This is a genomic window from Nonomuraea sp. NPDC003727 (assembly GCF_053586935.1).
This window is the reverse complement of record NZ_JBSFNE010000023.1, coordinates 28719-40949: the sequence shown is the minus strand read 5'-3', so window position 1 is coordinate 40949 and position 12231 is coordinate 28719. Positions and strand designations below refer to the sequence as shown.

The 12231-nt window shown below is 73.7% G+C and carries 12 protein-coding genes; 3 read left to right on the top strand and 9 right to left on the bottom strand.

The annotated features are described in order from the left end of the window. Positions 1 to 105: 105 nt before the first annotated feature. The 3 genes from ACWDLG_RS38345 to ACWDLG_RS38335 all read left to right on the top strand — a co-directional run bounded on the left by ACWDLG_RS38345 (position 106) and on the right by ACWDLG_RS38335 (position 1942). Positions 106 to 1329 (top strand): MFS transporter, encoded by a 1224-nt coding sequence (locus ACWDLG_RS38345; RefSeq protein ID WP_449929490.1) that lies wholly within the window; start codon positions 106 to 108, stop codon positions 1327 to 1329. A gap of 69 nt (positions 1330 to 1398) precedes the next feature. Next, positions 1399 to 1629 carry a hypothetical protein gene (locus ACWDLG_RS38340; protein ID WP_449929488.1) on the top strand — a complete coding sequence of 77 codons (231 nt, stop codon included), beginning with the start codon at positions 1399 to 1401 and terminating at the stop codon, positions 1627 to 1629. Then, positions 1619 to 1942 carry a type II toxin-antitoxin system PemK/MazF family toxin gene (locus tag ACWDLG_RS38335; protein ID WP_449929486.1) on the top strand — a complete coding sequence of 108 codons (324 nt, stop codon included), beginning with the start codon at positions 1619 to 1621 and terminating at the stop codon, positions 1940 to 1942. Before ACWDLG_RS38340 ends, ACWDLG_RS38335 begins: the two co-directional genes overlap by 11 nt. Here ACWDLG_RS38335 and ACWDLG_RS38330 read toward each other — a convergent pair whose 3' ends face one another. The 9 genes from ACWDLG_RS38330 to ACWDLG_RS38290 form a co-directional block, all read right to left on the bottom strand. Further along, entirely contained in the window at positions 1943 to 3430 is a 1488-nt protein-coding gene (locus ACWDLG_RS38330; protein ID WP_449929484.1) for an MFS transporter, read from the bottom strand. A gap of 30 nt (positions 3431 to 3460) precedes the next feature. Further along, the gene (locus ACWDLG_RS38325; RefSeq protein ID WP_449929482.1) at positions 3461 to 6343 is read right to left on the bottom strand and encodes a BTAD domain-containing putative transcriptional regulator; all 2883 of its coding nucleotides are present in this window, start codon (positions 6341 to 6343) and stop codon (positions 3461 to 3463) included. A gap of 8 nt (positions 6344 to 6351) precedes the next feature. Beyond that, positions 6352 to 7083: an isocitrate lyase/PEP mutase family protein gene (locus ACWDLG_RS38320; RefSeq protein ID WP_449929480.1), complete on the bottom strand. Its 732-nt coding sequence runs from the start codon at positions 7081 to 7083 to the stop codon at positions 6352 to 6354. Next, entirely contained in the window at positions 7080 to 7862 is a 783-nt protein-coding gene (locus ACWDLG_RS38315; RefSeq protein WP_449929478.1) for a hypothetical protein, read from the bottom strand. The genes ACWDLG_RS38320 and ACWDLG_RS38315 overlap by 4 nt, the downstream gene beginning before the upstream one ends. Before the next feature lie 21 nt (positions 7863 to 7883). Next, a complete protein-coding gene (locus ACWDLG_RS38310; protein WP_449929476.1) occupies positions 7884 to 8588 on the bottom strand; it encodes an ArsR/SmtB family transcription factor in 705 nt (234 codons plus the stop codon). Positions 8589 to 8631: 43 nt separating this feature from the next. Beyond that, entirely contained in the window at positions 8632 to 9312 is a 681-nt protein-coding gene (locus ACWDLG_RS38305) for a DUF998 domain-containing protein (protein ID WP_449929474.1), read from the bottom strand. Further along, the gene (locus tag ACWDLG_RS38300; RefSeq protein ID WP_449929473.1) at positions 9309 to 10523 is read right to left on the bottom strand and encodes a glycosyltransferase; all 1215 of its coding nucleotides are present in this window, start codon (positions 10521 to 10523) and stop codon (positions 9309 to 9311) included. The genes ACWDLG_RS38305 and ACWDLG_RS38300 overlap by 4 nt, the downstream gene beginning before the upstream one ends. A gap of 19 nt (positions 10524 to 10542) precedes the next feature. Then, positions 10543 to 11346, bottom strand: coding sequence for a DMT family transporter (locus tag ACWDLG_RS38295; RefSeq protein ID WP_449929472.1), 804 nt, complete (start codon positions 11344 to 11346; stop codon positions 10543 to 10545). A 76-nt stretch (positions 11347 to 11422) separates the two neighbouring features. Beyond that, complete coding sequence (locus ACWDLG_RS38290; RefSeq protein ID WP_354920229.1) at positions 11423 to 12055, bottom strand: DedA family protein; 633 nt, start codon at positions 12053 to 12055, stop codon at positions 11423 to 11425. Between the last annotated feature and the right edge of the window lie 176 nt (positions 12056 to 12231).

Here is a 12231-nt window from a genome sequence, read left to right as displayed (position 1 = left end):
GCAGACCGCACGGCGGCCGCAGCGAGCGGTATCTACCCCGGTCGAAGCCCACCACGGCGGTGTGCCTCGCAGGGGGTTCTCCGTCATGACCTGGACGGAGACCTTGTGAAGTCCTACCTGACCGTGCTCGCCACCCCGGGAGCATGGCGGTTCCTCGTGCCCGCGCTCGTGGCTCGCCTGCCGTACGCGATGCTGCAGATCGGCATCCTGCTGCTGGTGCGGTGGTCCACCGGCTCGTACGGCGCGGCGGGCGCCGCCTCGGCCGCCGCCGCGATCGCGCAGGCCCTCGCCGGACCGCAGACGGGCCGCCTCGCCGACCGGTACGGCCAGCCGCGCGTGCTGCTCCCTCAGGTGGCCGCGCACGCCCTCGCCGTCGGCGCGCTCGTCGCGCTGGCCGCCACCGGCGCGGGCGCGCCGCTCCTGGTGCTCACCGCCGCGCTCGCCGGCGCCACCGTGCCGCAGATCGGCGCCATGGTGCGGGCCCGCTGGTCGCACCTGCTCGGCGGCTCCGGCCGGCTCGGCGCCGCCTTCGCCGTCGAGTCGATCACCGACGAGCTGACCTTCACGCTCGCGCCCGTGCTCCTGGTGCTGCTGTCCACCGGCTTCACGCCCGCCGTGGCGCTGCTGGTCTCGCTCGCGCTCATCCTCGCCGGCACCGTCGTCTTCGCCGTCACCCGCGTCGGCGCCCCCGAGCCGATGCCGGTGAGGGTCCGCTCGGCCAGGGGCGTGCTGAGGCTGCGCGGCGTGGCCGTGCTCGCGCTCGGCTTCCTCGCCATGGGGTCGGTCTTCGGCAGCATGCAGGTCGGCATCACCTCCTTCACCGCCCAGCTGGGCGCGCCCGCCGTCGCCGGCCCCGTCTACGCCGCCTTCTCCGGGGCCAGCGTCGTCGGCGGCCTGCTGTACGGCGCGATCCGCTGGCGCGTCTCCGCCCCCGCCCGCCTGGTCTGGGGGCTCGGCCTGCTCGCCGTGGCGACCAGCGCCCTCCTGTTCGCCGGCACCGTGCCCCTGCTGTTCGCCGCGGCCGGCCTGGCGGGGCTGGTGATCGCGCCGGTCATCATCACCGGCTACACCATCGTCGAGCGGCTGACTCCCGCCGAGGTGCGGACGGAGGCGTTCACCTGGCTGACGGGTGCGATCGGGCTCGGCCTCGCCACCGGGGCCTCGCTCGCCGGACAGCTCGTCGACCGCTTCGGGCCGCCGGTGGCCTTCGTCGTGCCGCCCCTGATGGTGGGCGTCGTCGCCGTGCTCGTCCTGCTCCGCCTGCCCAGCCTGCGCCCCGTCCCCGGGCTCGCCACCCCGACGGCCACCACCGCCCACCCCCTGCGATAACACTCCGCACCCAAGTAGCTACGCGAATGTGTCGAACTCCTGCGGATGGGTGCGTTCTACAGTGACAATATGAGCGTGCTGACCGTTGAGATCGACTCCAAGACCGAGCGGATCCTCACACGGTTGACCTCTGGTGGGAGGTCAACGGCGGACGTGGTGAGGGAGGCGATTCGGCTGGCCGGTCACCTGCAGTGGTTGGAACAGGCCCGCGCCGACGCCGAGCGGCTGGCGGACGATCCTGAGGATCTCGCGGAGATCGAGGCCATCCGCCGCGAGTTCGGCGACGCGCATGCGTGGTGATGTCTACCGGGTGCGCGCTCCACGGGACGCCGTGGGCCACGAGCAGCGAGGTGAACGATTTGCTGTCGTCGTACAGTCCGATGCTTTTGCGCGGTTGTCCACCCTGCTCGTCGCCCCAACATCCACCAGCGCGGGCCGGGCGATCTTTCGGCCCGAGATCGACCTGAACGGCAAGAGCACGCGGGTGCTGATCGACCAGATCAGATCCGTGGACATCGCCCGTCTCGGCGATTTTGCCGGGCGGCTCGATCCAGAGGAGGTCCAGGAGGTCGACAGGGCGCTCCACGGTTTCTTGGGGTTGCTCTGCTGGTGATCACGTGTGGGACAGGACGTCGTCCGGGATGACCTTGGGGATGCCGCGGAGCGTGCGGTAGGCGGCCACGGCCAGCACGACCAGCAGGGCGCTCGTGGCGAGCGTGGTGAGCTGCAGCGCCTCCACGAAGGCGAGCTTCGCCGCCGTGATGACCGAGGGCGGCACCTGTCCCGCCACGCTCAGCGCGCCGCCGAGGCTGTCGCCGACCTGGGGCGGCAGGCCCGCGGGCACCTCCAGGTTGGCCCGGTAGGTGGCGGCCAGGATGCTGCCGAGCACGGCGATGCCGAGCGAGCCGCCCAGCTCGAAGGCCGTCTCCGAGAGCGCCGCCGCCGCGCCCGCCCGCTCCTTCGGCACCGCGGCCAGGATCGTGTCGTTGGTGACGGCGAAGGTGAACCCGACGCCCAGGCCGCCGATCACCATGCCGATCAGCAGGTAGCCGAAGGTGGTGGTGGCGTCCGCCTGGCCGTAGACGGCGAAGGAGGCGGCCGAGCACAGCAGGCCGACGGCGACGACGGTGTTGCGGCCCCACCAGGTGACCAGCCTGGCGGCCAGCGCGCCGCCGACCGCGCCGCACAGGCCGCCGGGCAGGGAGGCGAGACCGGCCTGCAGCGGCGTCCAGCCCAGCACGAGCTGCATGTACTGCGCGAAGATCAGGTTGAGCGCGATCATTCCGAAGATCGCGAACAGGTTGGCGGCCACCGCGCCGGTGAACGCCCGATGGCGGAACAGGCGCAGGTCCACCAGCGGTACGGCCAGCCGCCTCTGCCGCCGGCCGAACAGCGCGAGCCCGGCCACCGCCAGCGCGGCGGAGAGGGCGACGTTGGCCGCGAAACCGTCGATGACCCAGCTCTTGAGCGTGTACACGGCCGCCACCACGCCCACGATCGACAGCACGGCGCTGGCCGGATCGATCGCGGCGGCCCCGGGGTTGCGCGACTCGGGGAGCACCAGGAGGCCGCCGACCAGCACCAGCGCCATGACCGGCAGGTTGATCAGGAAGACCGACCCCCACCAGAACGAGGTCAGCAGCAGCCCGCCCACGATCGGGCCGAGCGCGAAGCCCGCCGCGCCCATGCCGCCCCAGATGCCCACCGCCATGGTCCGCTCGGCGGGGTCGGTGAACACGTTACGGATGATCGACAGCGTGGACGGCATGATGGTGGCCCCCGCCACGCCGAGCAGCGCCCTGGCCGCGATGAGCAGGTCGGCGTTGGGCGCGTAGGCGGTGACCGCGGAGGCGAGGCCGAAGGCGACGGAGCCGATCAGCAGCAGCTTCTTGCGGCCGATCCGGTCGCCCAGGTTGCCCATGGTGATCAGCAGGCCGGCCAGCGCGAAGCCGTACATGTCGCCGATCCACAGCTGCTGGGCGGCGGTCGGCCTCATGTCGGTGATCAGCCCCGGCAGGGCCAGGTGCAGGACGGTGAGGTCGATGGCCAGGAGCAGCTGGGCCAGGCAGACGATGGCGAGGCTTCCCCATTTGGTGTTCATGGCGGCAGCGTCGCCGCGCCCGCTGACCGCTCACGCACCGAGCGCTGACAGCGCCTCCTCGGCCATGGCGGCCAGCGGCAGGTTGGTGTCGCGGACGGTGTCGAGGACCTGGGTGTACCAGGCGCGTGCGGTGCCCGTCTCGCCCGCCGCCGCGGCCACCGCGCCCAGGCCCAGCATGATCTGCATCCTGGAGTCCGCGGCGCTGTACCAGGTGGTGGGGCACTCCTCCAGCGCCTGCTCCATCAGCGCCCTGGCCTCCCGCAGGTCGCCGCGGATCATGGCCACCCGGCCGAGGCCGAGATGCGCTCGCGCCAGCGTCTCGCGGGCGCCGGTGCGCGTGGCCAGCTCAGCCACCCGCAGGTACTGCCACTCGGCTTCCCCGAGATCCAGGTGGACGACGGCGTCGGCCCTGCGGCAGCCGTAGTCGGCCAGGTCCTCGACGGCGCCGAGCTCCTCGGCCAGCGCCTCGGCCTGCGCCGCCAGCTCGGCCGAGGCGGCGTGGTCGCCCTGCTGGAAGGCCAGGTCGGCCATGCCGGACAGCGCCAGCGTGCTGCCCCACCGCTCGCCGAGCGCGCGGAAGGCCCGCAGCGACCGCTGGAAGCAGGCCCACGCCTCGTCAGGGCGGCCGAGGTTCTGCTGCAGGTAGGCCAGCCCGGCGTGGCTCAGGCCCCGCATCCACGGAGACAGCGTCGCGACGAACTCGGCCGTCATCCTCTCGGCCATGTCGTAGTCGGCGGGCGGCCCCTGCAGCATCGGCATCATCACGTTGAGGAACTCCCGCTGGAACGGCGCAGCCCCGTCGTACCTCAGCGTTCCGATGTCCGCCTTGGTCCTGGCATCCCACGCCGCGACCAGCACGCTCATGGCGTACTCCTCGCTGGGGGAGGGGTCGACGACGGTCAGCACCTCGGCGGCCATGGCCGCGCCCTCGCTCCTCCTGCCCCTGAACCACCAGTAGCAGGCGAGGCCGCCCACCAGGCGGAGCGCGGTGCCGGTGTCGCGGACCTCGACCGACCAGCGCAGCGCGGCATGGAGGTCGTCGCGCTCCTCGTCCAGCAGGGCCAGCCACTCCAGCTGCTCGGCCCTGCGCAGGTGCGGGTCGGCAGTGACGGTCAGCTCGAGGTAGTAGGCGGCGTGCGCCCGCCTGAGCGCCTCGACCTCGCCCGCCTCGGCCAGCCGTTCGGCGCAGAACGCCCTGATCGTCTCCAGCATGCGGTAGCGGCCGTGCTCCACCTGCACCAGCGACTTCTCCACCAGGGAGGCCAGCAACTCCTCGGGCAGCCCGCACACCCGCTCGGCCGCCTCCAGCGTCGCGCCGCCGACGAACACCGTCAGCCGCCTGGCCATCGCCTGCTCGTCGGCGTCGAGGAGGTCCCAGCTCCAGGCGACCACCGCGCGCAGCGTCTGGTGCCGGGGCAGCGCCGTACGGCTGCCGCGCGCCAGCAGCCTGAACCTGTCGTCGAGCCGCGCGGCCACCTCGGCCACCGACAGCGACCGCAGCCGGGCGGCGGCCAGCTCGATCGCCAGCGGCAGCCCGTCCAGCGCCCGGCAGATGCGGACGAGCTGGTCCTCGTCCTCGACGGTGAAGCCCGGCCTGACCGCGGTGGCCCGGTCGGTGAACAGGCGGACGGCCGGGTAGTCGAGCGCCCGCGGCGCGCCCGGCGGCGGCAGGGGCAGCGGCGACACCGGGACGATCGACTCGCCGGTGATGCCGAGCGCCTCGCGGCTGGTGACCAGCAGCCGCAGGTGGGGGCAGGCGGCCAGCAGCCGGTCGGCCAGCGCGGCGGCGGCCCCGACCAGGTGCTCGCAGTTGTCGAGGACGAGCAGCAGCCTGCGCTCGGCCAGGGCGGCGACCAGCCGGGTAGCCGCGTCGGCGGGGACGCGGCCGGCGGCGTGCAGCGAGTCGCGCAGGTCGAGCGCGCTCACGACGGCCTGCGGCAGGTCGGCCGCGTCGGAGATCGGGGCCAGCTCCACGAAGCACACGTCGCGCGGGGCCGTGGCGGCCGCCTCGGTGGCCAGCCGGGTCTTGCCCGCTCCGCCCGGCCCGATCAACGTGACGAGCCTGGCCTCCTCCAGCAGCGCCTGAAGCCGCTCGAGCTCCTCGGCGCGGCCCACGAAGCTGGTCAGCTGGGCGCGCAGCCCCCGCCGCGACACGCCCGCCTCCGGCGCGCCGGGGGCCGGGCCGAGCGAGGGGTCGGCGCGCAGCACCGCGAGGTGGGCGGCGGCCAGCTCGCTGCCCGGCGCGACGCCGAGCTCGTCGTCGAGGATCCGGCGGCCCTCCTCGTAGACGGCCAGCGCCTCGGCCTGGCGGCCGCTGCCGTACAGGGCCCGCATCAGCTGGGCGCGCAGGCGTTCGCGCAGCGGGTGGGCGGCGACCAGCTCGCCCAGCTCCGCCGCGACCTCGCGATGCGATCCGAGCTCCAGCTCGGCCTGCACCCTGTCCTCGACGGCCGACAGGCGCAGCTCGGCCAGCCGCGTGGCGGTCGTCCCCGCGAACGGCGCGTCGGCCAGCGGCGCGCCCTTCCACAGATCGAGCGCCTCCCCGAGCACCCGGGCCGCTCTCGCGGGGTCGCCCTCCCGCACGGCCGCGCGCCCGTCGGCGACCAGCAGCTCGAAGCGGTGCGCGTCGACGTCGGCCGGATCGACCGCGAGCCGGTAGCCGGCGGGGTGGAACTCGATCAGGTCCTTGCCGAGCGACCTGCGCAGCCGGGAGATCTGGGACTGCAGCGCGTTGGCCGCCGTCTCCGGCGGCTCGTCGCCGTAGAGGCCGTCGATCAGCTGCTCGTGGGTGACGATGCGCCCGGCCTCCACGGCCAGCAGCACCAGCAGCGCCCTGACCCTGGGCCCGCCGAGCGCGACCGGCTGCCCGTCGCCGTCGCGCACCTTGATCGGACCGAGGATCTCGAAGCGCATGCCCCCGATTATCTCGGCTCGGGCAACAGCCGCACGATGTCCGCATATGTGGGCAGGTCCGGGTCGTCCTCCAGGACGGCCAGCGCGCCCCTGAGCGCGGCCCGGTAGAGCAGGGAGCCCGTGCTGATCCTGGCCACGCCCACGTCGGCGAGCCGCTCGACGGGCGGTCCGTGGAGCACGTTGAGCGGCAGCGGCGTGCTCTCGACGATCTCGGCGATGGTGCTCAGGTCGTTCGTGCCGGGCACGAAGATCCCGTCGGCACCCGTGTCGCCGTAGGCGCGCACCCGCTCGAGGGTGTCGTCGCCGGTGGCCAGCCACAGGGTGTCGGTGCGGGCGTTGACGAACACGCCCCGGCCGGCCACCGCCTCCAGGATGCGGGTCTGCTCGCCGATCGGGCGCAGCGTGCCGTCGGCCCTGCCGTCCTCCAGGTTGACGCCCGCCACGCCCATGCTCGCCAGGACGTCGACCAGGTCGGCGACGGCGGCGGGGTCGTCGCTGAAGCCGTTCTCGATGTCCACGGTGAGGAAGACGGGCAGGTCCTTCAGCAGGTCGACCAGGTCGAGGGTCTCCGCCTTGGTGGCGGCGGCGGCGTCTGGCCTGCCGTGGACCGCGCTGACGCCGAGGCTCGTGGTGCCGATGGCGGGAAAGCCGCGGGCGGCCATGAAGGCGGCCGAGCCGTAGTCCCAGGCGTTGGGCAGGACCAGGGGCTTGCCGGGCTGGTGCAGGTCGGCGAAGGTCATCGGAACTCCATGATCGTTTCGAGGACGCCGGTGGCGATGGCCACGGCGTGGCCGGATCCGGGGCAGCGGCGGGGGCCGTGGCCGAAGGCGAGGTCGGGGGTCAGGTCGACCTCCACGAGGGCGCCCGTGGCGTCGACGCGTTTGGTGGCCCGGACCGGAGGGTCGTGGCGGAGGGTGTCGCGCAGCAGGTCGTCGGCGGCGAGAGGCTCCGGCGGCCGGGCGAGGGCGTTGCGCAGGAGGGCGGTGGTGGCGCCGTGGGCCTGCAGCAGGATGGTGATCTCCGGGATGCCGGCGACGGCGACGAGGGCGGCCACGGCCGCGTCGATCTCGGGCGTCGTCACGCCGGACAGGTAGCCGCCGGCGACGGTGGCGACATCGGAGACGAGCGCGTCCGTGCAGGCGACGCCCAGGGCGGGGCCGAGCACCCGGGTGGGCACCCCGTGGGCGAGGACGCGATCGGCCATGTCGGTGGTCATGTCGGTGGCCTGGTACGTGGCCATGTCGGCGGCCATATCCGTGGCCTGGCCCGCGGCCGGGACGGTGAGCAGCGTCCGGGTGGTCTCGGCGGCGGCGGTGCGGAGGGTGGCGGGGTCCAGGACCGCCAGCCGGGCCTCCACCAGGGCGCGGCGCTCGGCATGTACGGGGCCCGCGGCGAAGCGGGAGACCCGCGCGCGCAGCCAGCCCAGCGTGCCCGGCTCGGCCCCCGCCGCGACCGGTGGCGGCACGTACGACGGGTCGGACAGGACGGCGCGGACTTCCGCGTGACCGGTGATGAACATGGAACCGACCGTAGACCCCGGTCAGTTCGGCGCCGGCCGAAGCGTGCCGGCGTGGATCTCCAGCAGCGCCGACAGGCTCGCCAGGCCGTCGTCAGTGATCTTGAGCGCCCGCTGGCCGCCGATCCTGGTGACCCAGCCCGCCGCGAAGGCGTGGTGGCACAGCGCCGCCCCCGCGGTGCCCGCCAGGTGCGGGCGGCGCTCGGTCCAGTCGAGGCACGGCCTGGCCATCGGCCGCGTACGGCTGGCCTCCAGCGCGATGCCGAGCCCGGCGAACCAGTCGGCCCCCGACGGGCTCAGCGAGAAACCGGGTTCCAGCAGGCCACGAGACAGGAGCGCGTCGGTGACGGCGACGCCGAGCCGTCCGGCGAGGTGGTCGTAGCAGGTGCGGGCCCTGGCCATCGCGGCCGACGCGCTGGCCGCCCTGAGCGTGGCGGGGGCGGGGCCGGAGGCCGCGGGGGAGACGCGCGCGGCGAGGTCCTCGACGAGCTGCGCGGTGGCGGCGTCGGCCAGCCGTACGTAGCGGTGCCTGCCCTGCCGTTCCTCGGCGAGCAGCCCGCCCTGCACCATCTTGCTGAGATGCTCGCTGGCGGTGGAAGGGGCGACCTTGGCCGTCCTGGCGAGCTCGCCCGCGGTCCACGCCCGCCCGTCGAGCAGCGCCAGGCAGAACGCCGCCCTGGTCGGGTCGGCGATGAGCGCCGCGAACGCGGCGAGACCCTGAGCTGACATGCCTCTACGGTAGGCCGGTGAAGGTTCGGCGGGTGCCGAACCTTCACGCGGCTCTGGCGCGGTCGACGGCGGCCGGCCCGGCCTCGGGGGCCTTCACGACGCCCGGCTTCCTGCCGGGCACGGGCACGGCGGCGGGAAGGCGGAAGTCGAGGAAGGCGGCCAGGCCCATCGCCACCACGAGGACGATCTCGGCCACGATCAGCGCGCGCTCCATGAGGCCGTAGTACGCGGCGCCGCCGATGAGCGGCGAGGTGAGCGTCGCCGGGTGCGCGGCGAGGTAGACCGCCAGCGTGATCACGGAGGTCACGGCCAGCGACCTGACCAGGTTCCACCGGGGGAGCGCGGCGCGCCCCCTGGCCAGGCTCCAGCCGGCGACCGGCAGGGAGGTGAACACCACCGCCGAGGCCCACCGGTGCAGCTCGCCCGACAGCGACTTGGCGGCGCCGGGGTCGGTCGGGAAGACCGCGCTCAGCATCAGGCCCGCCGCCGCGGCGATCAGCAGCAGCCTGGTCGCCGCCGTGCGGGCGGGGTCGTTGACGGCCAGGCCGTAGGCGAGGAACAGGCAGCCGGAGGCCAGGGCCGTCATGCCGACCACGACCAGCGGCATCCCGCCGGGAACCAGCGCGTAGTCGCTGACCAGCGGCTGCGCGGGCAGCGCCAGGTGCGCGTGGGCCAGCGCCGCCAGACACACCACCGCCGCGACCAGGGGAGCCACCAGGATCATCGGGCGACCTCGGCGTAGATCTGCTCGAAGCGGGCCAGCGACGCCTGGTGGTCGTGGGTCAGCGCCAGCTCGCGGCTGGCCCGGCCCGCCCTGGCCCGCAGGTCGGCGTCGGCCAGCAGCGCGGTCAGATGCCCTGCCAGCTCCATCACGTCGCCCGGCTCGAACAGGTACCCGTTGTCCTCGACCAGGTGCGGCAGCGCCATCGCGTTGGCGGCGACCACCGGCAGCCCGCTGGCCATGGCCTCCAGCGTGGCGATGCTCTGCAGCTCGGCCACGCCCGGCATGGCGAAGACGTCGGCGGCGGCGAACACCTGCGGCATCGTCTCGTCGGGCACGAACCCGAGGAAGAACACCCGGTCGCCGACCCCGATCCTGCCGGCCAGCCGCTCCAGCTCGGCCCGCTGGTTGCCCTTGCCCACCAGCGCCACCTGCGCGTCGGTCTCGTTCAGGACGTACGGCAGCGCCCGCACCAGCTCGTCCAGGCGCTTCTCCTCGTCGAGCCGTCCCACGAACAGCACGGTCTCGCGGTCGGGCAGGCCGAACGCCTTGCGCGCCCACGCCTTGGGCTCGGCGTGCGGGTGGAACCTGGTCAGGTCGATCCCGCAGGAGACCGCCTCCACCTCGCGCGAGAAGCCCTGGTCGGTCAGCAGCCCCGCGGCCAGCGGCGTCGGGGTGGTGATGTGGTCGGCGCGGGAGAAGATCCGGCTGAAGTCGCGCCACGCCAGCCGGCCCGCCGACTCCCGCAGCCGGGCCGGGATGTGCGCGAACTGGAAGAGGTTGTCGGGCATGAAGTGGTTGGTCGCCACGACGGGCACGCCGTTCCTGCGCGCGGCGGCCATCGCCGCCCTGCCGACCACGAAGTGCCCCTGGGCGTGCAGCACGTCGGGGTCGATGGCCCTCACCAGGCGGTCGAGCCTGGTCGGCACCGTCACCCGCATCGTCGGGTGGACCAGCAGCGGCGCCGAGCGCAGCCGGTGCACGACCACGCCGTCCTCCACCGAGGCCTTGGCGGGGCCCTCGTCCGACTGGCAGATCACGTGGACGTCGTTGCCGCGCTCGGCCAGCCCGGTGGCCAGGCGATGGGTGAAGACGGCGGCGCCGTTGACGTCGGGCGGATAGGTGTCGGTGGAGATCAGCACGCGGCGCGGCCTGGCGGGCACGGAGGCGAGCGCCGGGCGGGTGGTCTCGGTGGAGACGAGCGGCATGGCCATGGTGGGGGACTCCTGGGAGTTAGGAACGTGATTCGAGGGGGGTGGTGCGAGCGAGCGCGATCGTGCCCACCGCCGTGAGCGCGGCGGCCGCGATCGGGGCGACACCCTGGGGGAGGGGCTCGCCGAGCAGGAGGGCGCCGAAGGCGACGGCGGTCAGGGGGTCGGCGATCTGCAGCGAGGCGAAGGACACGCCGAAGTGGCCGACGGCGTAGGCCCGCTGCAGGAGCACCAGGGCGAGCAGGGCGGGAACCGGCAGCGCCAGCAGGTACCACCAGTTCCACGCCCCGTCGACCAGGACGCGCATGAGGGTCGCGGTCGCGCCGTACAGCACGCCCGCGCTGGTGGCCAGGAGCGCGGCCCGTCCCGCAGGGGAGGCGGCCCTCGCGCCCGCCCACAGCAGCACCGCCGCGACGCCCGCGACCGCGAGCAGCGTGGCGGCCCCGTGCGGGCTCAGGTACGTGGGGCCGTCGTGCGAGGGGACCAGCAGGACCAGCCCGATCAGGCCGATGGCGACCGTGGCCGCCGCGGCCAGCTCCCCCCGGGACGGCCGCCGCCCGTGCAGGGCGGCCGCGATCGGCAGGGCGAACAGGAGGCTGGCCACGCCCATCGGCTGGACGACGGTCAGCGGGCCGAGGCCGAGGGCCACGATGTGCAGCCCTCCGCCCACGAGGATCGACGCCCCGCCCGCGAGCCAGCGGGGCTTTCTGAGCAGGGCCAGCAGGCCCGGCTTGGCCGAGCCCACCGCCTCGAACTGCTGGAGAGCGGCGCCGAGTGCGAAGAACAACGAGCCGAACAGGGCCACGGCCGCGGCCAGCACAGTCATGCGCACTCCTTTCACCTGGATGAAGACATGTGGAGGTGTCCGTGAGGTCTCCGCTCAGGGACAGGGGGGCGAACAGTCAGGACTCTCCTTCGGCGCCCTGCGCGGCAGGGACGAGCGCCCGGTGAGAACCCGGTGAACGCCGCTTGCGCAGCCAGCGGACCAGCTCGACGACCATGGTGATCGTCACCGCGATGCCGAGGCCGAGCAGCAGGCCCTTGATCGGGTCGTTCTCGAAGGCCATGCCGCCGAAGAAGCCGATCAGCGTCGAGTAGACCGCCCACGACCCGGCCGCGATCGCGTCGAAGAACGCGAACGAGCCGCGCGGATAGCCGACCCCGCCCATGGTGAGCGTGGCCGCGGTCCTGCCGCCGGGGATGTAGCGGGCCACCACGAGCAGCAGGCCGCCACGCTCGGCGAGTGCCTGCTGGGCCCACGTGAAGGCCTTCTTGCCCCGCAGCCGGCGGCCCGCCTTGCTGCCGATGAAGTAGGAGATGTGGTCACCGGTGAAGGCGCCCAGCGCGGCCACGACCATCACCAGCCACAGGTTCGGGTCACCCGTGGAGGCCGCGAACACGCCCGCGGTGATGACAGCCGTCTCGGCGGGCACGACGGGGAAGAACCCGTCGAGCATCGCCAGCGCGAACAGCGCGACGTACAACCATGGCGAGGTCATCACCTGGTTGAGCAGGTCGAGAATGGCATGGGACATGTGTGCGCTCCGGTCTGTGGAGGGAGTTCTCTCAGAGTGGCGGCGGATCACCCTGGCGACATCGGGGAACGGCCCCCGGCCGGACCCCGGCCGTCCCCTGGAAATCTCAGGGATCTACCTCCTCGAACCTAGGGATCGATCAGGTCCGCCCACATCGGACGATCGGTACGCACGAC